This window comes from Pseudomonas sp. TKO26, assembly GCF_003225665.1.
GTDB lineage: Bacteria > Pseudomonadota > Gammaproteobacteria > Pseudomonadales > Pseudomonadaceae > Aquipseudomonas > Aquipseudomonas saponiphila.
Window position 1 is genome coordinate 1 of sequence record NZ_QKLN01000040.1, and the last position, 22,735, is coordinate 22,735.

The window sequence follows — 22,735 nt, forward strand, 5'->3', positions numbered from 1 at the left end:
GCTCGGGCAGCGGCGGATCGCTGGGGGGCAGGGGCGGCTGGTCGAGGTTCGGGTCGGGGGTTTCTGCCGGGATCGGGATATTCATCGCTATGGCCTCCTTTGTGCTTGTCGATGCACAGGCTCTTGCGGTGGACCCTGCGCTGACGGATTTGATTCCCGTCGCCTGGCCGAGCAATCGCGCTGAACTTTCGCCGCGGCCTGTGGCTCGGACACTAGGTGCATGGATTCACCGGGGGGCCGCCGACTCCACAACCAGAGCGTCTTGGACGTGTTAGAGGGGGGATGTTCGATGACTGCAGAGAAACCGACACAACAGCACTGCCAGCAGGCGCAGCTGCCCTTGTCCGAGGCCTTGCTGCTGCCGCGGATCGCCATCGAGAACACCCGTCCGGTGCTCGATGGCGGGCAGTTCGCGGTCAAGGCGGTGGAGGGCCAGGAGGTCGAGGTCACCTGCAAGGTGTTCGCCGACGGTCACGAGCGGCTGGCGGTGCGCGTGCGCTGGCGCAACGAGTGCCAGGATCGCTGGTACAGCCAGGCCCTGGAGGATCAGGGCAACGATGGCTGGCTGGGGCGCTTCCCGGTGCCGGTGGTGGGCCGCTACCGCTTCTGCATCGAAGCCTGGATCGATCAGTTCGCCAGCTTCTGCCACGAACTGCAGAAAAAGCACCAGGCCGGGGTGCCGGTGAGCCTGGAGCTGCAGGAGGGGCGCAATCAGGTGCAGCAGGCCGCCGAACGCAGCGAGGAGCCGTTGCGCGAGCAATTGCTGGAATTGCGCGAGCAACTGGCCGGATTGCTGGAGGCCGAGCAGGTGGCGTTGTTTCTCGCTGAGCGCAGCGCCCGGCTGATGGCCGAGGCCGATCACCGTCCCTACCTGAGCCTGAGCCCCGAGTACCCGGTGGATGTGGAGCGCCAGCGCGCGCAGTTCGCCAGCTGGTACGAGCTGTTTCCCCGTTCGATCACCGATGATCCCCAGCGCCACGGCACCTTCGACGATGTCCATGGGCGGCTGTCGATGATCCATGACATGGGCTTCGACGTGCTGTACTTCCCGCCGATCCACCCCATTGGCCGCCGCCATCGCAAGGGCCGCAACAATGCCCTCAGCGCCGCGCCGGACGACCCCGGCAGCCCTTACGCGATTGGCAGCGAGGAGGGCGGCCACGAGGCCATCCATCCGCAACTGGGCAGCCTGGAGGACTTTCGCCGGCTGGTGGCCGCCGCCGCCGACCATGGCCTGGAAATCGCCCTGGACTTCGCCATCCAGTGTTCCCAGGACCACCCCTGGCTGACCCAGCATCCGGGCTGGTTCAACTGGCGCCCGGACGGCACCATCAAATACGCCGAGAACCCGCCGAAGAAGTACCAGGACATCGTCAATGTCGACTTCTATGCCGCCGAAGCCATCCCCAGCCTGTGGCTGGAACTGCGGGACATCGTCCTCGGTTGGGTCGAGGAGGGGGTCAAGCTGTTTCGCGTGGACAACCCCCACACCAAGCCGCTGCCGTTCTGGCAGTGGCTGATCGCCGATGTGCGCGGCCGGCACCCGGAGGTGATCTTCCTCGCCGAAGCCTTCACCACCCCGGCGATGATGGCGCGCCTGGGCAAGATCGGTTACTCCCAGAGCTACACCTACTTCACCTGGCGCAACACCAAGAGCGAGCTGGCCAGCTACTTCAGCGAGCTCAACCAGTCGCCGTGGCGCGAGTGTTTCCGGCCGAACTTCTTCGTCAACACCCCGGACATCAACCCGGGCTTTCTGCATGACTCCGGGCGCCCGGGCTTTCTCATCCGCGCGGTGCTGGCCAGCATGGGCTCCGGGCTCTGGGGCCTGTACTCCGGGTTCGAGCTCTGCGAGTCGGCGGCGCTGCCGGGCAAGGAGGAATACCTGGATTCGGAGAAGTACCAGATCCGCCCCCGGGACTTCAGCGCCCCGGGCAACATCATTGCCGAGATCGCCCAGCTCAACCGCATCCGCCGGCAGAACCCGGCACTGCACAGCCACCTGGGGCTCAAGCTGTACAACGCCTGGAACGACCAGATCCTGTATTTCGGCAAGCGCAGCCGCGACGGCGGCAACTTCGTGCTGGTGGCGGTCAGCCTCGATCCGTTCAACCCGCAGGAGGCCCATTTCGAGCTGCCGCTGTGGGAAATGGGCCTGCCTGACGACGCCCAGACCCAGGGCGAAGACCTGATGAACGGCCACCGCTGGACCTGGCACGGCAAGACCCAGTTCATGCGCCTGGAACCGCCGCAGCCCTTCGGCATCTGGCGCATCAGTCCCCTGTAGGAGCCGGCTTGCCGGCGAACAGGCCTTTGAGCCTTGCGCCGGGCTGGCTGACGCCTTCGCTGGCAAGCCAGCTCCTACGGTTGTCGTGGCGCATCGGCGGGTGCGTCGGCGCCCATTGATTTTTTCAGGAGTCGGACATGGCCAAGAAATCCCGCACCGCGACCTTCACCAAGGACCCGCTCTGGTACAAGGACGCGGTGATCTATCAGGTACACGTGAAGTCGTTTTTCGATGGCAACAACGATGGAATCGGCGACTTTTCCGGGCTGATCGCCAAGCTCGACTACATCAGGGACCTGGGGGTCAACACCCTCTGGCTGTTGCCGTTCTACCCCTCGCCACGGCGCGACGACGGCTACGACATCGCCGAATACCGCGGGGTCAGCCCCGACTACGGCACCCTGGCCGACGTCCGGCGCTTTATCGCCGAGGCCCACAAGCGCGAGCTGCGGGTGATCAGCGAACTGGTGATCAACCACACCTCGGACCAGCACCCCTGGTTCCAGCGGGCACGCAAGGCCAAACCGGGGTCGGCGGCGCGCAATTTCTATGTGTGGTCCGATGACGACCAGAAGTACGCCGGCACCCGGATCATCTTTCTCGACACCGAGAAGTCCAACTGGACCTGGGACCCGGTGGCCGGCCAGTACTTCTGGCACCGCTTCTATTCCCACCAGCCGGACCTCAACTTCGACAACCCCCAGGTGATGAAGGCGGTGCTGTCGGTGATGCGCTACTGGCTCGACATGGGCATTGACGGCCTGCGCCTGGATGCCATTCCCTACCTGATCGAGCGCGATGGCACCGACAACGAGAACCTTCCGGAAACCCACGACGTGCTCAAGCGCATTCGCGCCGAGATCGACGCCCACTACCCGGACCGCATGCTCCTGGCCGAGGCCAACCAGTGGCCCGAAGACACCCGGCTGTACTTCGGGCAGGCCGGCAACGGCGCCGAGGGCGATGAGTGCCACATGGCCTTTCACTTCCCGCTGATGCCGCGCATGTACATGGCCCTGGCCCAGGAAGATCGCTTCCCGATCAGCGATATCCTGCGCCAGACCCCGGAGATCCCGGCCCACTGCCAATGGGCGATCTTCTTGCGCAACCACGATGAGCTGACCCTGGAGATGGTCACCGACCAGGAGCGCGACTACCTGTGGAACTACTACGCCGCCGACCGCCGGGCACGGATCAACCTGGGTATCCGCCGGCGTCTGGCGCCGCTGATGGAGCGCGACCGGCGGCGCATCGAACTGCTCAACAGCCTGCTGTTGTCGATGCCCGGCACCCCGACCCTGTATTACGGCGACGAGATCGGCATGGGCGACAACATCTACCTGGGGGACCGCGACGGCGTGCGCACGCCGATGCAGTGGTCCATCGACCGCAATGGCGGTTTCTCCCGTGCCGACCCGGCCAGCCTGGTGCTGCCGCCGATCATGGATCCGCTGTATGGCTATCAGTCGGTGAATGTCGAGACTCAGTCCGGCGATCCTCACTCCCTGCTCAACTGGACCCGGCGCATGCTGGCGGTGCGCAAGCAATCCAGGGCCTTTGGCCGTGGCAGCCTGAAGATGCTGTCGCCGAGCAACCGACGGATCCTGGCCTACACCCGGGAATACACCGACGCCGACGGCCATCAGCAAATCATCCTGTGCGTGGCCAACGTCTCGCGCAGTGCCCAGGCCGCGGAACTGGACCTGTCGGCATTCGTCGGCAGGGTCCCGGTGGAAATGCTCGGCGGCAATGCCTTCCCGCCCATCGGCCAGTTGCCTTTTCTGCTGACCCTGGCGCCCTACGGTTTCTACTGGTTCGTCCTGGCCGCCGAGCAGCAGATGCCCAGCTGGCACGTGGAACCGGTGCAGAGCCTGCCGGACTTTTGCACCCTGGTACTGAAAAAACGCCTCGAAGAATTGCTCGAAGCACCGTCGCGCACCACCCTGGAGCACGAAGTGCTGCCCCTCTGGCTGCCCAAGCGCCGCTGGTTCGCCGGCAAGGACGGCGCCCTGCAAGCGCTGCGCATCGCCTACGCCGTGCGCTTTGGCGACCCTCGGCATCCGGTGCTGCTCGGCGAGATCGAGGTCAGCCGCGACGGCCAGTCCGAGCGCTATCAGTTGCCCTTCGGCCTGCTCGGTGAAGAGCCTTCCGGCAGTGCCTTGGCCCAGCAACTGGCCATGGCCCGGGTGCGCCGCGGGCGCCAGGTCGGGCTGATCACCGATGCCTTCGTTCTCGACAGTTTCGTGCGCGACGTACTCCAGGCCCTGCAGGCCCGCACCCGGCTGGAGTGCGAGGCCGGGCAGATCCGCTTCGAGGGCAGCCCGGCCCTGGACGGGCTGGGCCTGGGGGCCGAGTCCGAGGTGCGCTACCTGGCGGCGGAGCAGTCCAACAGTTCGGTGGTGGTGGGCGGCAGCCTGGTGCTCAAGCTGCTGCGCCGGGTGTCCGCCGGGGTGCACCCGGAACTGGAAATGGGCGCCTTCCTCACCCGTGCCGGGTTCCGCCATATTTCGCCCTTGCTGGGCTCGGTGGTGCGCCGTGATGAGCAGGGCGAGGATCATCTGCTGATGATCGCCCAGGGCTACCTGAGCAATCAGGGCGACGCCTGGGAGTGGACGCAGAACACGCTGCAACGGGCCATCCACGATGAGCTGGCGGACGCCATGTCCGAGCAGGAGCAGCATTACCACGCCCTTGGCGAACTGCGGCAGTTTGCCGGGCTGCTGGGCCAGCGCCTGGGCGAAATGCACCGGTTGCTGGCGGCCCCGGGCAGCGGCCCGGACTTTGCACCGCAAGTGAGCACGCTCAAGGACACCCAGGCCTGGAGTCGGCAGGTGGCCGGGCAAGTGGAACGAGGGTTGCAGTTGCTCACGCAGCATCAAGGTGCACTGAGCACCCAGGACCGGCAGTGGGTGAGTCGATTGTTGCAGCACAAGGCGCAGATCCTCGGTCATATCCGGCAGTTGGCCAAACAGCTGGTAGGTGGCCTGCGCATCCGGGTCCATGGCGACCTGCACCTGGGCCAGGTGCTGGTGGTCAAGGGCGACGCCTACCTGATCGACTTCGAGGGCGAGCCGGCGCGGTCCCTGGCCGAGCGCCGGGGCAAGCACAGTCCGTACAAGGACGTCAGCGGGGTGTTGCGCTCCTTCGACTATGCCGCGGCCATGGCCCGCGAAGCGCCGCTGGTCGATGGCTCGCCGGCGGCCGCGGCGGCGCGGGAGCGGGTGCTGCGGCGTTACCTGGAGCAAGCGCGGCAGGCCTTTGTCCAGGCGTATCGGCTGGCGACGGCTACGCTTGCCCATGGCTGGCAGGAACCGGGCGCCGCGGATGCCGCCCTGGCCCTGTTCAGCCTGGAGAAGGCCGCCTATGAGGTGGCCTATGAAGCGCAAAACCGGCCCACCTGGCTGCACGTGCCTTTGCACGGCCTAGTGGGGTTGTTGAGTGAGCTGCAAGCTTTTTCCGAACTTGAGCGTGGTGGAGAGCAGTCATGAGTGTCTCGAACAAGGAACAGGGAAAGCCCACAGCGGCATTGCTGCCCTCGGCCAAGGCCATCGAAGCCCTGGTACGGGCGGAACATCAGGACCCGTTCGCCATTCTCGGCCCCCACGGCGACGGCGCCGGCGGCCAGTTCATCCGCGCCTTTGTGCCCGGGGCGCTGAGTGTGCAGGTGCTGGACCGGGACCAGCAGCAGGTGCTGGGCAGCCTGCAGGCCACCGAGGCGCCGGGGCTGTTTGTCGGGCATTTCGACGACTGCCGGGCCTACCTGCTGCGGGTGCAGTGGGCCGGTGGCGAGCAGGTCAGCGAGGATCCCTACAGCTTCGGCCCATTGCTGGGAGAGATGGACCTGTACCTGTTCGCCGAAGGCAATCACCGCGATCTGAGCGCCTGTCTCGGAGCCCAGGTGATGTGCGTGGACGGCGTTGCCGGGGTGCGCTTCGCGGTCTGGGCGCCCAATGCCCGGCGCGTCTCGGTGGTGGGGGATTTCAATATCTGGGACGGGCGCCGCCACCCGATGCGCCTGCGCCATCCCTCCGGGGTCTGGGAGCTGTTCATCCCACGGCTGCAGGCTGGCGAAGCCTACAAGTACGAGATTCTCGGGGCCCAGGGCATCCTGCCGCTCAAGGCCGATCCCATGGCCCTGGCCACGCAACTGCCGCCGGATACCGCCTCGCGGGTCGCCGAGCCGCTGGATTTCGACTGGCAGGACCAGTCGTGGATGGCGCAACGCGGCCAGTTGCAGCGGTCCGACGCGGCACTGTCGATCTACGAGCTGCACGCAGGCTCCTGGCAGTGCGAGGTGGACGACCTGGGGGAGGTGGCCCGCCAGTACAGCTGGGCCGAGCTGGCCGAGCGGCTGATTCCCTACGTCAAGGACCTGGGCTTCACCCATATCGAACTGATGCCGATCATGGAGCATCCCTTCGGCGGCTCCTGGGGCTACCAGCCGCTGTCACAGTTCGCCCCCAGCGCCCGCTATGGCAGCCCGCGGGATTTCGCCGCCTTTGTCGATGCCTGCCACCGGGCGCAGCTCGGGGTGATCCTCGACTGGGTGCCGGCGCATTTTCCCACCGATGCCCACGGCCTGGCGCAATTCGACGGCACCGCACTGTATGAATACGGCAATCCCCTGGAAGGTTTCCATCAGGACTGGGACACCCTGATCTACAACCTCGGGCGCAGTGAAGTGCACGGTTTCATGCTGGCTTCGGCGCTGCACTGGCTCAAGCACTTCCACGTCGACGGCCTGCGGGTGGACGCCGTGGCCTCGATGCTCTACCGCGACTATTCGCGCAAGGCCGGGGAATGGGTGCCCAACCGCCATGGCGGTCGCGAGAATCTGGAGGCCATCGATTTTCTGCGCCACCTCAACGACGTGGTGGCCCTGGAAGCGCCAGGGGCCCTGGTGATCGCCGAAGAGTCCACGGCCTGGCCCGGGGTCAGTCGGCCTACCGACCAGGGCGGCCTGGGCTTTGCCTACAAATGGAACATGGGCTGGATGCACGATTCGTTGCACTACATCCAGCAGGACCCGGTGTACCGCGCCCATCACCACAACGAGCTGAGTTTCGGCCTGGTGTACGCCTGGTCCGAACGCTTCATCCTGCCGATCTCCCATGACGAGGTGGTGCACGGCAAGCATTCGCTGATCGACAAGATGCCCGGCGACCGCTGGCAGAAGTTCGCCAACCTGCGGGCCTACCTGAGCTTCATGTGGACCCATCCGGGCAAGAAGCTGCTGTTCATGGGCTGCGAGTTCGGCCAGTGGCGCGAGTGGAACCATGATCAGCAGCTGGACTGGTACCTGTTGCAGTACCCCGAGCACCGTGGGGTGCAAAGGCTGGTGAAGGACCTCAACCAGCTGTATCGCCAGTACCCGGCGCTGCATGACCAGGACCACGTGTCCCAGGGCTTCCAATGGCTGATTGGCGATGACGCGATCAACAGCGTCTATGCCTGGCTGCGCTGGAGCCGCAATGGCGAACCGTTGCTGGTGGTGGCCAACTTCACCCCGGTGCCGCGCCAGGCCTACCGGGTCGGCGTGCCCCAGGCCGGGCGCTGGAGCGAACTGCTCAACAGCGATTCGCAGCTGTATGCCGGCTCCAACTATGGCAACGGCGGCGAGGCGTTCAGCGAAGAGCAGGGCAGCCATGGCCAGGCCCTGTCCCTGGTGCTCAACCTGCCGCCCCTGGCGGTCCTGGTCCTGCGTCCCGACACCGGCAATACCCCGTAGAAGCGGGTCATTGCCCGCGCAACCGTGGCTTGCCGGCAAGCAGGCCACGCTCTACATCAGGATGATCTCGTAGGGCAGGCGCAGGCGTTCCAGCAGCACCGGCGACAGCGAAGGCTCCAGGCCGATCTCCGGCTCGCCCTGCAACTGGCTGGCATAGGCGTGGGCGGCATGCCGCTTGCGGGCCACGGTCCAGGTGTCCAGGCGCAGCTTGCGGGCTCGTTGCCAGGGGATCTGATGCTCTTCCCGCGACGACCAGTGCCAGGCCCACAGCGGAATTTCGTAAAAGCGCGCGCCCACCAGGGCCGCCGCCTTGGCGGTCGCTCGGCCGACCGCCTCGTGATCGAGGTTGCCGTCGGCGCGCCAGGTGCTGAACACCACATCGCTGTCGCGCAGGTAGCGGCCGATGAAGGGCACCAGCTGCTGCTCGCGCCCGCTCAGGGCGTTGTCGGCAAAGCCGCCGCGAATCCACTTCAGGCTGTGCAGCGGCAAGCCCAGGCGGCGCAGGGCTTCGGCGCTTTCCTGGGGGCGGAACACGCTGAGGCGGCGCTTGGGCCAGCGTTCCGAACCCGGGTGGCTGGCGCTGCCGTCGCTGATGGAGATCAACTGCAAAGGGTGGCCGTGATGGGCCAGCACCTGCAGCAGTCCGCCGCTGGCGACCACCTCGTCACCGGGGTGGGGGGCGACGATCACCGCCCGTGAGCCTGGCGGCACCAGATTGGCCAGGTTGATGGCCGGGACCTCTGCCAGTTGGCGGGCGCTGTTCCATATCTGGCTGGGCCAGCTGCTGTCTATTGCGGGTATGGCTTTCATGAAGTGTCACGTCCCTGTTGGTCGGGTCACGGCCTGGGCGGTTGAACAACCGTCGAGTCGTGCCCTGGGTTTGTCCGCACGCTGATTCCATGGCATCCGCCTCAGCGTGAAGTACCGGCGCCCCATCCCTTTGGGGCGCCGCGATCCGAGGCTCATCATACACGCCCTGAAACCGTCCACGCAGGGGCGGCCCAGGCTTGTTGCAACATTACGAACCCTGTCACAGGGTAGACGGCAATTGTTCCCCCGAGGAGGTCATGAGACGAACGTCGTGCTTTGTTTCAGCGCCCTGCAAGGCTGCACCAGGCTTTACCGGGCATCGCCAAAGCCGCCCGGGGCGGCTGGGAGCCCCAGTTGGTGCCGGGGGCGAAGGCGCAGTAAGGCTTGCGGGTCGATTTCAGGCCTCTTCCTCGTGCTGCAACTCGAACAGCAGCAGCGAACGCCCGGTCACCGAATAGCTGTGGCCGAAGGCGAAGCGCTCCTGGCCGTGCACCGCCGGCTGATGGGTGTCGAGCATGCAGCTCCAGAACTCGCCGGCCGGAACCTCGGGCAGGCGGAAATTGACGATGTCGTGATGGGCATTGACCACCAGCAGCAGCGTGGCGTCGGCCCCGGGGCGCAGGATCCCGGTTTCCTGGGCGCGGCCGTCCAGCAGCATGCCCAGGCAACGGCCGTGGGGGTCTTGCCATTGTTCGGTGCTCATCTCGTTGCCGTCCGGGGCCAGCCAGGTGACGTCCTTGACCCCGAGGTCTTCGTTGTAGCTGCCCACCAGGAAGCGCCCGCGACGCAGGATCGGGTAGTTCAGGCGCAGTTTGATCAGGCGCTTGACGAACTTGAGCAGCGCCTTGCCGTCGGCGTCCAGCTCCCAGTTGACCCAGCCGATCTCGCTGTCCTGGCAGTAGGCGTTGTTGTTGCCGTGCTGGGTGCGGGCGAACTCATCGCCGGCCACCAGCATCGGCGTGCCCTGGGCCAAGAGCAGGGTGGCGAAGAAGTTGCGCATCTGGCGCAGGCGCAGGGCGTTGATCTCGGGGTCGTCGGTGGGGCCTTCGACGCCATGGTTCCAGGACAGGTTGTTGTCGCTGCCGTCCTGGTTGTTCTCGTCGTTGGCCTGGTTGTGCTTGTCGTTGTAGGACACCAGGTCACGCAGGGTGAAACCGTCGTGGGCGGTGACGAAGTTGACCGAAGCGTAGGGCCGGCGGCCGCGCTGGTTGAACATCTCGCCGGAGGCGGTCATGCGCCCGGCGAAGCCCGCCAACTGGCCGTCGTCGCCTTTCCAGAAGGCGCGCACGGTGTCGCGGAAACGGTCGTTCCATTCCACCCAGCCCGGCGGGAAGCGGCCCACCTGGTAGCCGCCGGGGCCGCAGTCCCAGGGCTCGGCGATCAGCTTGACCTGGCGCAGCACCGGGTCCTGGCGGCAGGCCACGAGGAAGCTGTGGCGTTCGTCGAAACCCGTGTGGTAACGGCCGAGGATGGTTGCCAGGTCGAAGCGGAAGCCGTCCACATGCATTTCCGTGGCCCAGTAGCGCAGGGAGTCGGTGACCATCTGCAGCACGCAGGGATGACTCAGGTCCAGGGTGTTGCCGGTGCCCGAATCGTTGATGTAGAAGCGCTTGTCGTCGGGCATCAGGCGGTAGTAGGAGGCGTTGTCGATGCCGCGCATGGACAGGGTCGGGCCTTGTTCGTTGCCTTCGGCGGTGTGGTTGTAGACCACGTCCAGCAGCACTTCCAGCCCGGCCTCGTGCAGGTGCGCGACCATTTCCTTGAACTCGGCGATCTTGCCGCTGGCCAGGTAGCGCGGGTCCGGGGCGAAGAAGGCGATGCTGTTGTAGCCCCAGTAGTTGGTCATGCCCTTGTGCAGCAGGTGCTGATCGTTGACGAAGGCGTGGATCGGCAGCAGCTCCACCGACGACACCCCCAGCTTGCGGATGTGCTCCAGCACCTCGTCGACCATCAGCCCGGCAAAGCTGCCCCGCAGGTGCTCCGGCACCGCCGGATGGCGCATGGTGAAGCCGCGCACATGAGTCTCGTAGATCAGGGTCTTGTCCCAGGGCACCTTGATCTGCTGGTCGTGGCCCCAGGTGTGGGCCGGATCGATGACCTTGCACTTGGGCACGAAGGGCGCGCTGTCGCGCTCATCGAAACTCAGGTCGGCGTCCGGGTGACCGATGGTGTAGCCGAACAGCGCCTCGGACCATTTCAGTTCCCCCACCAGTTGCTTGGCATAGGGGTCGATCAGCAGTTTGTTGGGGTTGAAGCGGTGGCCGTTGGCCGGGTCGTAGGGGCCATGCACCCGGTAGCCGTAGATCAGCCCCGGGTGGGCGTCGGGCAGGTAGCCGTGGAAGATCTCGTCGGTGTATTCCGGCAGTTCGATACGTTCCAGTTCCACCTCACCGGTGGCGTCGAACAGGCACAGTTCAACCCGCGTGGCGTTGGCCGAGAACAGCGCGAAGTTGACGCCCAGGCCATCCCAGGTGGCGCCCAGGGGGAAGGGCAGGCCTTCACGGATGCGCGAGGGTTCGTGTTCGGGAGTCTGCTTGGATCGGCTCATGGTTGCTCCTGCAGGTCTGATGACAAGGGCTGATACCCGTGCTCCCCCGACTTTTTTCGGGCCAAGCAAGCCCCTTGTGGCGCCATAGCGCGCCACGGGCGAGGGTGATCAACGGGCTGGGTACGGCGTCAGTGGGCGGGTGGCTTGCGCGGGGCCCGAGGTTTCTTCGGCGCCGGCTTCTCGCCCGGAGGCAGGACCACGGCGGCGGCCGGCTTGGCCTTGGGCTTGGCGGCGGCGGTCCGGGTCCTGGGCTTGGCGACCTTGGCCGGGGGCGGCGGCGCCAGGGCTTCGGCCTCGGCCAGCTTGCGCGCCATCTCCCAGTGGCGGGCTTCCTGGCCGTGGGGTTGGCCTTCCGATTCCCAGATCTGATAGGCGAATTCACGAATGCGTTTGTCGTCGGTACTCATCGCAATGCTCCTGGGCTGGACTCAATGTTGAATCAATAGGTTGAGCGGAAAGTCGTGCAATACCGCGCTGATCAGCAACTCCTTATGGGGTGTGACTGCTCCGGTCGAAAAAAGTCCATTCATGTTGCGGCGCGAGGCGGTGAACGGTAGTTGCACCCGGGTATCGCCCCATCGTTGTGCATCGACCATGGGCACTGCGCTGTCATCCAGCAGCGCGGCGACCTGGATCGGCACTATCACCACCAGCCGTTGCTCGCGGTACTCGCGCATGAAGGCCAGAACCCGTCCCGCCTCCTGGCCGAGCACCGGCAAGGGCCGGTAGTGGCCGCGCCGGAACAGCTCCGGATACTGGCTGCGCAGGCCCAGGGTCCGGGCGATCAGGCCTTGCTTGATGCCCCCGTCGCGCCAACTGGCCAGCCACTGGCGGGGCTCGCCCAGGCGGTCGAGTGCTTGTTCCCGCGCCTCGTAGTCCACCAGCCGGCGGTTGTCCGGATCCACCAGGCTGAAGTCCCAGAACTCGTTGCCCTGATACAGGTCCGGCACCCCCGGCACCGTCATGCGCAGCAAAGTTTGCGCCAGGCTGTTGACGGCGCCGGCGGGGGCGATGGCATTCACCGCGTCGGCGATCGAGCGGCGCAAGGGCAGGCCCTCGGGCGCGCACAGCAGGCTGTCGATAAACCCTTGCACGGCCTCTTCGTATTCCAGGTTCGGCGCGGCCCAACTGCTGTGCAGCTTGGCCTCGCGCAGGGCCTTGAGCTGCCATTGGCCGATTCGCCGGGCGTAGTCGGCCAGGGCCGGTTGATCGTCTGCCTGCAGGTCCAGGGGCCAACTGCCCAGGAGGATCTGGTACAGGATCAGCTCATCCGCCGCCGATGGTCCCTCGCGGCCTTGGCGCAGGGGCTCGGCCAGCGGCCGCCAGGCCTGCACCTGGCGCACATACCAGGCGGCGCGCTCGCTGAGCACCGCCAGGCGCGCGCGACTGTCCTCGCCGCGCTTGTGGTCGTGGGTGGCGCTGGTCAGCAGATTGTCGGGGAACTGCGCCAGGCGTTGTTCGCAGGCGCAGTGAAAGGCCGCCGGCGGCGCGCTGAACTGCTCGGTATTGAAGCCCACGTCATTGCGTGCCAGGAGCACCGCCGAGCGATAGAACGCGGTGTCCTCCACCGCCTTGGCCGCTGTCGGCGAGGTCAGTTGCTGGAAGCGTACGCAGGCGTGGCGCAGCAGTTTGCGTGGGCGGCCCGGCGGTTGCTGGCGCCAGCTCTGGCCGCCGAGCCAGCGCTCCAGGTAATCGAGCACCGGCCAGTCGGCTTCGCCCAGGCTGGCGCGGGCGCCCTGCAGGGCCTGCTGGAACACCCGCTGGTCCTGGGGGCCGCGGCCTCGGGCGCTGATGTAGGTGCGATACACCGGGAAGTGCACGATCAGCTCCTGCAGTGCCCGGCGAATGGCGCCCAGGGTCAGGTCGCGGCTCATCAGGTCCAGGCGTGCCACTTGCAGCAGGGCCTGGGCCACGCTCTCGAAGTCGCCGGCCAGGGAGCCGTTGAGGATCTGCTGACGAGCCAGCAGCGCTTCCCGGGCAAACTGCGCCGGCCGCCGGCTGTGCCGGCTCCACAGTCCGGCCAGCAGTGGCCGGCCCGTGGCGGCCTGTTGCAGCAGCGACAGCTGGTTCATGAATTCGTAGCCGGTGCTGCCGTCCACCTGCCAGTCGCGGGCCAGGGTTTCGTCGGCGCCGAGGATCTTTTCGACGTAGATCGGCAGGTGCTGGCCGGGGCGCAGGCCCTCGACCCGGCGCCGCAGCTTGCGGCAGTAGCCTCGGGGATCGGCCAGGCCGTCGATATGGTCGATGCGCAGGCCGTCCACCAGGCCTTCCTCGATCAACTGGAAGATCTTGGCGTGAGTGGCTTCGAACACCGCCGGGCGCTCGACACGCAGGCCGCCCAGTTCGTTGACGTCGAAGAAGCGCCGCCAGTTGATGTCGTCGGCGGCGGTGCGCCAGCTGGCCAGCCGGTAATGCTGGCGCTCCAGCAACTGATGCAGGCGGCTCAGGCCTTCGGGCTGCCGCCCGTCGTAGCCTTGCAACCGCAGGGTGAGCGCTTGGCGCAGCGTTGGCTGTTGCAGCAGGCGCGCCAGGGCCTGCTGCAGGGGCCGGGCCTGGGCGTGAGCATCGTCGCGCAAGCGCAGGGCGCCGAAGGCGTCGGCCAGGGCCTTGAGTTCGGCCGCGGTCGCCGCAGCCAGGGGCGGTTCGACCTGTAGCAGCTCCCCGTAGTCGGCGGGGCAGATAGGAAAGCGATGCGCGTGGTGCTGCACATGAAAGCCCGCCAGATCCTCGTCCAGCTGCAATGGCAGGCTGCCTTGCTGCAGCGCCACGCCGTAGTCACTGGCCAGAAAGGGCAGCAGCAACTGGCCTTGCAGCAGCGGGTCGGGGGAGTGCCACTGGATATCGAAGAACTCGCCGTAGGGGCTCCGGCGCCCCCACTGCAACAGGTCCAGCCACCAGGGGTTGTCGCTGCCGCCCACCGCCATGTGGTTGGAGACGATGTCGAGGATCAGGCCCAGGCCATGGGCGCGCAAGGCGCTCACCAGGCGCCTGAGGGCCGCTTCGCCACCCAGCTCCGGGTTGACCCGGGTCGGGTCGACCACGTCGTAGCCGTGCATCGATCCGGCCCGGGCGCACAGCAGCGGCGAGGCATACAGGTGGCTGATGCCCAGGCGGGCGAAGTAGGGCACCAGGGGCACGGCGTCGTCGAGGCTGAAACCCTGGTGAAACTGCAGGCGCAGGGTGGCGCGCAGCGGGGGCAGGGTGCCGGGGCTCATCGGTCACGCTCGAGGGCTTGCTGCCGGGCACAGGCCAGCAGTTCCAGGCGCCGGGCGGCGTCGCTGTCCTCCAGCAGGCGGCGGCTTGCGCTGGCCAGGCGCCGGCGCCAGTTGGGATGGCTGTCGAGGGTGCCGGGCAGGTTGGCCTGTTCATCGATGCCCAGGGCGTCTTCCAGGGGCAGCAGCACCAGCGGCGCCCGGGTATGGCCGAGAAAGCGCACGGCTGCGTCGATCACCTGCTCGGTTTCGTGGCAGTCCTGGCGAAAGTTCTGCGGGTCCCGGGCCAGGGCCTGGCGCAGGCCGTCACGCTCGCGCTGGCGATGCTCGGCCCATTGCCGGGCGCCGTGTTCGTCCACCAGGCCCAGGCGCAGGTTCCAGTCGATGTCGCGGCCCTGCCACCAGCCATTGAGGGTCGGCAGGTCGTGGGTGCTGGTGGTGGCCAGGGCGTTGTCCGGCCAGTCGAGGATCGGCCTGAAGTGGCAGCCGTGGTCCTGTTCGAACAGCAGCACGCGCATGCCGAGCATGGCCCGGGCGGCGAGCTTGTCGCGCAGGCCGTCGGGCACCGTGCCCAGGTCTTCGCCGAGCACGATGGCCTGATGGCGGTGGGACTCCAGGGTCAGCAGGCGCAGCAGGTCGTCCACCGGGTAGTTGAGGTAGGCGCCGTCGCTGGGCGGCGCGCCCAGGGGAATCACCCACAGGCGTTGCAGGCCCATGACATGGTCGATTCGAAGCCCGCCGGCGTGGGCGAAGTTGGCCCGCAGCATCTCGATAAAGGCGCGAAAGCCATGGCGCTGCAGTCCCTCGGGGGAGAAGGCGCAGATGCCCCAGCCCTGGCCCTGGCGATTGAGCACGTCCGGTGGTGCGCCCACGGTCAGGGACGCCAGCAGCTGTTCCTGGCGGCTCCAGGCCTGGCTGCCGCCGCCGTCGGCGCCCACTGCCAGGTCGGCGATCAGACCGATGCCCATGCCGCCGCTGCGGGCCGCGCTCTGCGCCCGTTCCAGGCCACGGGCGATCAGCCACTGGCAGAAGGCGTGAAAGCCGATTTCCTCGGCATGCTCCTGGGCAAACCGGGCCAGGGCCGGGCTGGCCGGGTTGCGCCACTGTTCCGGCCAGTGGCGCCAGTCCAGGTCTTCGCCACGGGCCGCTCGCTGGGCCTGGATGGCTTCGAAGCGGCAGTGGTTTTCCAGGGCTTCGCCGGCGGCCCGGCGATAGCTGGCGAAGTCCTCGTGCAGCGGGTGCTGGCCGTGACAGAAACCCTCATACAGGGCCCGCAATGCCAGTTGCTTGGCCTTGGCGGCCTGAGGCCAGTCGATCAGTGGCGCATGCTCCAGGGCCTGCAGCTGTTCGCCGAGGCCGCAGGACTGGATGGCGTTGCGCCAGGCCCGGTCGCCGAGAATGGCCGCCGGCGCCGCATACAGGCTGTTGAGAAACAGCCGGCTGGAGGGCGAATAGGGGCTGTAGCGCTGGGGATCGCTGGCGAACATGGCGTGCAGCGGGCTGATGGCCAGGGCGTCGGCGCCGCGCTCGGCGGCCTGGCGGGCCAGGTCTTCCAGGGCCTGGGTGTCGCCAAAGCCGCCATCCCCGGGGCGCCGCAGGGCATACAACTGTACCGCCAGGCCCCAGGCACGGGGCGTGGCCTGGTCTACGGCGTCGGCCACGCTGTAGCAGCGTTCGGGGGCTACGGCGAGGACGAAGTGTTCGTCATCCACCTGTATCCCGTGGTAGCCCACAGGCAGTACACCGGGCAGCACGCCGGCCTCATCCAGGGACAGCGACAGCTGGCTGCCGTCTTCCAGCTGGATGGCGCAAAGCGTGTGCGCCGCAAAGTAGCGGGCCAGATCCAGCCCCTGGCCGACGTCGACGGTGAGCAGCGGCGGCAGGTGGCGACTCTGTTGCAGTTGCTGCAATTGCTCCAGGCTGTGGCGGATTTCCTGGTCGTTGCCGGCCGGGTGGCCCAGGCCCGCCAGCACGGCCCGCAAGACCCGGGGCTCGACCTTCTGCCCACGGCCGTTGGCATCGATCCAATCCACGGTCAGGCCGGCGCGGCTGGCCAGCAGTTCCAGTTGCGCATCGCTCATCGGCGTTCTCCATCAGGGGCTGTCGGGGCATGCATGTCGTCCAGTTGCACCACTACGCTGAAGGCCGGCAGCCAGCCCTGGCGCCAGTGGTCGAGGCTGTGGGGCGGATGTTCGAACCAGAGTTGCCCCGGGGGCTCGGGCGCCAGCTCGACCCGGTGCGGGCTCAGGTTGAGGTCGATGCGCAGGCGGCTGCCATCCCCCAGGCGCCAGCATGCGCTGAGGGCGCCCTCGGCCAGAACCCGGGTGCCCAGGGCCCGGGCGGCGGGCAGGCGCGGGAGCAACTGGCGATGGCGGATCTGCAGCAGGCTGCGGTACAGCGCCCGGGTCGCGGCGGCCTGGTCGGAGCGTGGCTGCGGCCGCGAGGCCTGGAAGGTCGAAAGGGCGTTGGGGTCGGGGATGCGCTGGCGCTGCTGGGCATCGGCAAAGGCCCTGAAGGCGGCGAACTCGTTGCGCCGGCCCTCGCGCACCGCTTCGGCCAGTGGCCCCTGATGACTGGTGAAAAACAGGAAGGGTTCCTCGGCGCCGACCTCGTCGCCCATGAACAGCAGCGGAATCATCGGTGACAGCAGCAACAGCGCCGTCGCGGCGTGCAGGGCCTGGGGCGGCGCCAGTTGGTTGAGGCGCTCGCCGAAGGCCCGGTTGCCGATCTGGTCGTGGTTCTGCAGGAACAGCACGAAAGCGCTGGGGGGCAGGTGGCCGCTGGGTTCGCCGCGGGCCTTGCCGTGGCGGTCGGCATGGCCCTGGAAGGCGAAGCCCTGGCTCAGGCAGCGGGCCAGTTGCGTGGTCGGGTCGTCGGCGAAGTCGGCGTAGTAGGCCTCGGTTTCCCCGGTCAGCAGCACGTGCAGGGCGTTGTGGCCATCATCGTTCCACTGGGCATCGAAGCCCTGTTGCAGCAGGCTGGCCTGATTGCGTTCGTTCTCCAGGTTGAGCCATACATGGCGCTCGGGAGGCACGGCCTGGCGTACCCGTTGGGCCAGTTCGAGGAGAAAGTCCGGGTCGTCGATGGCGTGTACCGCGTCCAGGCGCAAGCCGTCGAAGCGGTACTCCAGAAGCCACATCAGCGCGTTGTCGATAAAGAAGTCGCGCACCGGGCGGCGGCGAAAGTCGATGGCCGCGCCCCAGGGGGTGTGCCGGTCCTGGCGAAAGAAGCCCTTGGCGTAGTGCGGCAGGTAGTTGCCGTCGGGGCCAAAGTGGTTGTAGACCACGTCGAGAATCACCGCCAGGCCCAGGCCGTGGGCGCAGTCGATCAGCGCCTTGAGCGCTTCGGGCGGGCCGTAGGAGGCTTCCGGCGCATAGGGCAGAACCCCGTCGTAACCCCAGTTGCGTGCGCCGGGGAACTCCGCCAGGGGCATCAGCTCGATGGCGGTCACCCCCAGTTCCACCAGGCCCGGCAAGGCTTGTTGCACCGCCTGGTAGCCGCCCATGACCCCCACGTGCAGCTCGTAGATCACCGCTTCGTGCCAGGGCCGGCCAGCCCAGGCGGGGTGCTGCCACTGATAGGCATCGGCGGCGACCACCCGGCTCGGGCCGTGGATGTCGCCGTCCTGGGCCCGGGACGCCGGGTCCGGCACCAGCAGCTGTTGGTCGATCCTGAAGCGGTAGCGGCTGCCCGCAGGACTGGGCGCCTGGAGCACGAACCAGCCATCGGCCTCGGCCTGCATGGGCAGCGACCGGCCCTGGTCGAGTTCGAGGCTGACGCTGCGCGCATCCGGGGCCCAGAGGGCGAAGCGGGTGCGCGCAGCGTCCAGGACAACCGCACCGTGGCGTGCAGGGGGGCTGAGTGACATGGCTGCCGGCCCCTACGACCTCGCGGCCTGTCCCAGGGCCTTGGCCACCAGTTGCTCATAGAGCTCGGCGTAGGGTTCCACCGCCTTGCACCAGTTGAACGGCGCCGCCATGGCCCGGCAGCGCATGGCATTGAGCAGCCCCGGGTAGGCGAACACCTTGAAGGCCCGGGTCAGGGCCTGCTGGTAGCTGGGGACCGTGGACTCGTCGAAGAGGAACCCGGTGACGCCATTGTCGATGGTGTCCGCCAGCCCACCGGTGTTGCGCGCCACCGGCAGCGAGCCGAAACGCTGGGCGTACATCTGGCTCAGGCCGCAAGGCTCGTAGCGCGACGGCATGAGCAGGAAGTCGCTGCCGGCGAACATGCGCCGGGCGTCGGTTTCGTTGAAACCGATATGCACCCCGATGCGCCCGGGGAAGCGCCGGGCCAGGGCGCGCATGGATTGTTCCTCCTCCGGTTCGCCACGGCCGATGATGGTGATCTGGCCACCTGCTTGCACGATGAACTCGGCCACCGCCTCGGTCAGGTCCAGGCCCTTCTGGTAGACCAGCCGCGAAACCACGGCGAACAGCGGGCCATTGCTGGGGTCGAGGCCGAACATCTGCCGCACGTAGGCGGCATTGGCCGCCTTGCCTTGCCAGTCGCCGATGCTGAAGGGGCGGAACAGGTGGCTGTCGGTGGCGGCGTCCCAGCTCTCGTCGATGCCATTGGGAATGCCGCTGAGCAGGCCCTGTTGGGTCTTGCTGGCCAGGAATCCGTCCAGCCCGCAACCGAAGGCCGGGGTGGTGATTTCCCGGGCATAGGTGGCGCTGACCGTGGTGATGTGGCTGGCGTAGGCCATGCCGGCCTTGAGGAACGACAGCTTGCCGTAGAACTCCATGCCCTCCTGTTGCAGGGCGTGTTCGGGAATGCCCAGCTCCGGGCAGGAAGCCAGGCTGACCACGCCCTGGTAGGCCAGGTTGTGGATGGTGAACAGGGTGGGCGTGCGTTGTCCGCGCCAGTGCATGTAGGCCGGGGCCAGGCCGGCGGGCCAGTCGTGGGCGTGCACCAGATCGGGGCACCAGTGGATCTGCGCCAGGTTGGCGGCGATGTCGGCGGCGGCCAGTCCCAGGCGGGCGAAGCGAATATGGTTGTCGGGCCAGTCGCGGCCATTGTTGGCGCCGTAGGGCGTGCCTTCGCGCTCATAGAGTTCCGGGCAGATCAGCACGTAGATCACCAGGCCGTCGGGCATGTCCATGCGCCCGATCTTGCACGCCGGCAGCGCCGCGTGGCCGCCCAGCTCGCCGATGATGTGAATGGGGTTCTCGCTGTGCAGCACCTGGGGGTAGCCGGGGATCAGCACCCGCACATCGTGCAGGTGGGCCATGGCTCGGGGCAGGGCCGCGGAGACATCGCCGAGGCCGCCGGTCTTGACCAGATCGGCGATTTCCGAGGTAACGAACAGCACCCGCTTGCGGTTGGGATTGTGCCGGGCCAGCGGCAGCACCGTCTTGCTCCCCGAAGTCGGCTGGGCGGTGCGTTCACCGGCCTGCGGTTGAGGATGCTCTCCCTGAGTATTCAATACGGCGCTGATCATAGGTCTCTCCGGTTTTTATTGAAGTGCTGTCGGCCAAATCCTGTGGCCGGGCGCAAACGCACCACACATCGATCAGCCTGAGCTGCTCGAGCGCTGAAGCAGAAAGGGTGGAGGAGCCGTTGCAAGGAATGCACCAGTGGCAGCGACCCTACCTTTAACCTGACTCTGGGCCGAAGCGAAAAGTTTCGACTTTTTCAGTACCAAAGTGACCGGTCGGTCACGGGGCGAATTTCAGTCTAGGACACAACCTAGAGCGTCGCTGTGGTCACTCGGGCTTTCCCCCGGGGGGCTGGCGGGAGCAGGGGGCTCTCCCGACGAAAGGTCGTGGCTGCACCGTCGGCGAGCGCGGCTGTCCAGCCTGCGGCGCGAAAACGGTGAGGCCCTGCCTGCGGCTGGTGCAGGGCCTGGGGCGCCTTGCCCGAAAATGGGCAGCGGCGGCTCAGTTGAGCAGGCGGATCGGCCGGCCGGCGTGCCAGGCCTGCAGGTCCTCGATCATCTGGCTGAAGAACAGCCGGTAGTTCTGCCGAGTGACGTAACCGATATGGGGCGTGGCCAGGACATTGGGCAGGTGCCGGAACGGATGCTCGGCGGGCAAGGGTTCTTCGGCGAACACGTCGAGGGCGGCTCCGGCCAGCCGGCCCTGTTCCAGGGCGGCGATCAACGCCGCCTCGTCGACGATCGGCCCCCGGGCGGTGTTGATCAGCAGGGCGTCGGGCTTCATCCAGGCCAGGGTTTGGGCGTCCACCAGGTGACGGCTGCGTTCACTGAGCACCAGGTGCACCGAGAGCACATCGGCCTGTTCGAACAGGGCTTGCTTGTCGACGTGGATCACCCCGGCGGCCGCCGCGCGTTCGGCGCTGAGGTTCTCGCTCCAGGCAATCACCCGCATGCCGAACACCTGACCGAACTGCGCTACCCGCTGGCCGATGTTGCCCAGGCCCAGCAGGCCCAGGGTCTTGCCGTGCAGATCGCCGCCCAGGCCCTGTTGCCAGTGGCCGGCACGCAGGGCATTGGCTTCGTTGAGCAGGTTGCGGGTCAGGGCCATGAGCAGGGCCCAGGTCAGTTCCGGGGCCGCCTGCCGATAGCTGTCGCTGCCGCAGACCTGGATCCCCAGGGCCTTGGCGGCCTCAAGGTCGATGGCGGCGTTGCGCATGCCGCCGGTCAGCAGCAACTTGAGTCGGGGCAGGCGTTGCAGCAGATCGGCGTCGAACAGCGTGCGCTCGCGCATCACGCAGATCACCTGGAACGGCAGCAGGCGCTGCACCAGAAGCTCGCGCTGGCCGGGGTAGTCATGCAGGAAGCTGACCTGGCCGATGCTCTGCAGCACCGACCAGTCCACCACCTCGCGGGCCACGTCTTGCCAATCGTCGATTACCGCAATCTGCAGCGTCATGTTCGGGCTCCTGATTCGGGGGACGGATCAAGCGGCCCGGTGGGGCCTGCTGAGGTTGCCGATCATGGCGCAGATTTGTGGCCATGCGCACGCGGATATTCATCGGCGCCGGCCTGTCGGCAAGTAGGTCGCGGGAGGCGGATGGCCAGGCCGCTAGGGGCTGGCCGTCAAGTGCCCGGGCTGGCCAGCCAGCCCAGCGTCAGCCACACCAATACGGCGTAGCGAGCGCCCTTGGCCAGGCTGACCAGCAGCAGGAAACGCTTGAGGGGCTCGCCCATGACGCCGGCCACCAGGGTCAGCGGGTCGCCGATCAGTGGCATCCAGCTCAGCAGCAGCGACCAGTGGCCATAGCGCTGGTAGTGCCGGCGGGCTCGTTCCAGGTGCCGCGGGCCGACGGGGAACCAGCGGCGCTCCTTGTACTGTTCCAGGCGACGGCCCAGCCACCAGTTGACCAGGGAGCCCAGCACATTGCCCAGGGTCGCCACCAGCCACAGCCCGAGCACGCTCAACTGGCCGTTGTGCAGCAGGCCCACCAGCAGCGCTTCCGATTGCATGGGCAACAGGGTAGCGGCGGCGAAGGCCGCCAGGAACAGCCCGAAGTAGGCGCCGAGGATCAACGGGCCGGGTAGTCCGCAACCACCACGTCCTGGCCGTCACGGGTCAGGCCGATGACCTGGAAGGCTTCGGCGCCCATGCCGTCCATCTCCATGCCGGGGGAGCCCATGGGCATGCCCGGGGCCGCGATGCCCAGCAGGTCGTCGCGCTTGCGCAGGGCCAGCACCTGTTCGGCCGGGACATGGCCCTCGACGAACTTGCCGTCGATGACCGCGGTGTGGCAGGAGCCCAGGCGCGGTGCCACGCCCAGGCGCTGCTTGACCGCGCTCATGTCGGCCTCGACGTGATCGCGGACGTTGAAGCCGTTGGCCTGCAAATGCTCGATCCACTTCTTGCAGCAGCCGCAGTTGGCGTCCCGGTGGACATCGATGTCGATGCTGCCGGCGGCCTGGGCCAGGGAGGTGATGAACAGGGCGGACAGGGCCGCCAGACGCAGTCTGTGTTTCATGGAATATCTCGTGTGGGTGCGCGGGCCATTGCCGGGTGCGGCGCATTTTTGCGGTTTTTGCCGGTTTGCGGCACGCGCGTATGTATCAAGGTGATACAAAACCGCTGCGCGGGCTTGGGACCTGTTGCCCCGGCGGCTTGTTGGAAGGCCCTGCATGCCGATAGAGTCGCGCAGGTTTGGCAAAGCCTAAACGGCGCCGGCTGTCAGCAACCTGAGGTCTGGGTTACAGATTTGTCAGGTGGACTGGCAGC

At 67.2% G+C, this 22,735-nt stretch carries 13 protein-coding genes; 3 read left to right on the top strand and 10 right to left on the bottom strand.

The window, feature by feature from the left end:
* The first annotated feature begins 289 nt into the window (after nucleotides 1–289).
* The 3 genes from DNK59_RS28840 (at nucleotide 290) to glgB (ending at nucleotide 8,015) form a co-directional block, all read left to right on the top strand.
* Nucleotides 290–2,287, top strand: a complete 1,998-nt coding sequence (locus tag DNK59_RS28840) for an alpha-1,4-glucan--maltose-1-phosphate maltosyltransferase (protein WP_110725501.1) — start codon at nucleotides 290–292, stop codon at nucleotides 2,285–2,287.
* A gap of 137 nt (nucleotides 2,288–2,424) precedes the next feature.
* Entirely contained in the window at nucleotides 2,425–5,775 is a 3,351-nt protein-coding gene (treS, locus tag DNK59_RS28850; protein ID WP_110725502.1) for a maltose alpha-D-glucosyltransferase, read from the top strand.
* A complete protein-coding gene (gene glgB / locus DNK59_RS28855; RefSeq protein WP_110725503.1) occupies nucleotides 5,772–8,015 on the top strand; it encodes a 1,4-alpha-glucan branching protein GlgB in 2,244 nt (747 codons plus the stop codon). The genes treS and glgB overlap by 4 nt, the downstream gene beginning before the upstream one ends.
* A 51-nt stretch (nucleotides 8,016–8,066) precedes the next feature.
* Here the strand turns inward: glgB and DNK59_RS28860 are convergent, their stop codons facing one another.
* From DNK59_RS28860 to DNK59_RS28905, 10 genes are all read right to left on the bottom strand, one after another.
* A complete protein-coding gene (locus DNK59_RS28860) occupies nucleotides 8,067–8,825 on the bottom strand; it encodes a PIG-L deacetylase family protein (RefSeq protein ID WP_110725504.1) in 759 nt (252 codons plus the stop codon).
* Between the two features lie 397 nt (nucleotides 8,826–9,222).
* A complete protein-coding gene (gene glgX, locus DNK59_RS28865; RefSeq protein ID WP_110725505.1) occupies nucleotides 9,223–11,373 on the bottom strand; it encodes a glycogen debranching protein GlgX in 2,151 nt (716 codons plus the stop codon).
* Nucleotides 11,374–11,501: 128 nt separating this feature from the next.
* Nucleotides 11,502–11,780, bottom strand: a complete 279-nt coding sequence (locus DNK59_RS28870) for a DUF2934 domain-containing protein (RefSeq protein ID WP_110725506.1) — start codon at nucleotides 11,778–11,780, stop codon at nucleotides 11,502–11,504.
* Nucleotides 11,781–11,801: 21 nt separating this feature from the next.
* Nucleotides 11,802–14,588, bottom strand: a complete 2,787-nt coding sequence (locus DNK59_RS28875; protein ID WP_110725507.1) for a malto-oligosyltrehalose synthase — start codon at nucleotides 14,586–14,588, stop codon at nucleotides 11,802–11,804.
* A complete protein-coding gene (gene malQ / locus DNK59_RS28880; protein WP_110725508.1) occupies nucleotides 14,585–16,666 on the bottom strand; it encodes a 4-alpha-glucanotransferase in 2,082 nt (693 codons plus the stop codon). The genes DNK59_RS28875 and malQ overlap by 4 nt, the downstream gene beginning before the upstream one ends.
* Nucleotides 16,663–18,453, bottom strand: a complete 1,791-nt coding sequence (treZ, locus tag DNK59_RS28885) for a malto-oligosyltrehalose trehalohydrolase (protein WP_110725509.1) — start codon at nucleotides 18,451–18,453, stop codon at nucleotides 16,663–16,665. Before treZ ends, malQ begins: the two co-directional genes overlap by 4 nt.
* A 12-nt stretch (nucleotides 18,454–18,465) precedes the next feature.
* A complete protein-coding gene (glgA, locus tag DNK59_RS28890; protein WP_110725510.1) occupies nucleotides 18,466–20,028 on the bottom strand; it encodes a glycogen synthase GlgA in 1,563 nt (520 codons plus the stop codon).
* A 439-nt stretch (nucleotides 20,029–20,467) separates the two neighbouring features.
* Entirely contained in the window at nucleotides 20,468–21,421 is a 954-nt protein-coding gene (locus tag DNK59_RS28895) for a D-2-hydroxyacid dehydrogenase family protein (protein WP_110725511.1), read from the bottom strand.
* 167 nt (nucleotides 21,422–21,588) lie between these two features.
* The gene (locus DNK59_RS28900) at nucleotides 21,589–22,038 is read right to left on the bottom strand and encodes a YqaA family protein (RefSeq protein WP_110725512.1); all 450 of its coding nucleotides are present in this window, start codon (nucleotides 22,036–22,038) and stop codon (nucleotides 21,589–21,591) included.
* Nucleotides 22,035–22,484, bottom strand: coding sequence for a DUF411 domain-containing protein (locus DNK59_RS28905; RefSeq protein ID WP_110725513.1), 450 nt, complete (start codon nucleotides 22,482–22,484; stop codon nucleotides 22,035–22,037). Before DNK59_RS28905 ends, DNK59_RS28900 begins: the two co-directional genes overlap by 4 nt.
* Nucleotides 22,485–22,735: the final 251 nt, after the last annotated feature.

What these genes read in the sequence shown, in the direction of transcription:
- DNK59_RS28840 (WP_110725501.1), top strand. Translation starts at nt 290, where the DNA reads ATGACTGCAGAGAAACCGACACAACAGCACTGCCAGCAGGCGCAGCTG.
- treS (WP_110725502.1), top strand. Translation starts at nt 2,425, where the DNA reads ATGGCCAAGAAATCCCGCACCGCGACCTTCACCAAGGACCCGCTCTGG.
- glgB (WP_110725503.1), top strand. Translation starts at nt 5,772, where the DNA reads ATGAGTGTCTCGAACAAGGAACAGGGAAAGCCCACAGCGGCATTGCTG.
- DNK59_RS28860 (WP_110725504.1), bottom strand. Translation starts at nt 8,825, where the DNA reads ATGAAAGCCATACCCGCAATAGACAGCAGCTGGCCCAGCCAGATATGG.
- glgX (WP_110725505.1), bottom strand. Translation starts at nt 11,373, where the DNA reads ATGAGCCGATCCAAGCAGACTCCCGAACACGAACCCTCGCGCATCCGT.
- DNK59_RS28870 (WP_110725506.1), bottom strand. Translation starts at nt 11,780, where the DNA reads ATGAGTACCGACGACAAACGCATTCGTGAATTCGCCTATCAGATCTGG.
- DNK59_RS28875 (WP_110725507.1), bottom strand. Translation starts at nt 14,588, where the DNA reads ATGAGCCCCGGCACCCTGCCCCCGCTGCGCGCCACCCTGCGCCTGCAG.
- malQ (WP_110725508.1), bottom strand. Translation starts at nt 16,666, where the DNA reads ATGAGCGATGCGCAACTGGAACTGCTGGCCAGCCGCGCCGGCCTGACC.
- treZ (WP_110725509.1), bottom strand. Translation starts at nt 18,453, where the DNA reads ATGTCACTCAGCCCCCCTGCACGCCACGGTGCGGTTGTCCTGGACGCT.
- glgA (WP_110725510.1), bottom strand. Translation starts at nt 20,028, where the DNA reads ATGATCAGCGCCGTATTGAATACTCAGGGAGAGCATCCTCAACCGCAG.
- DNK59_RS28895 (WP_110725511.1), bottom strand. Translation starts at nt 21,421, where the DNA reads ATGACGCTGCAGATTGCGGTAATCGACGATTGGCAAGACGTGGCCCGC.
- DNK59_RS28905 (WP_110725513.1), bottom strand. Translation starts at nt 22,484, where the DNA reads ATGAAACACAGACTGCGTCTGGCGGCCCTGTCCGCCCTGTTCATCACC.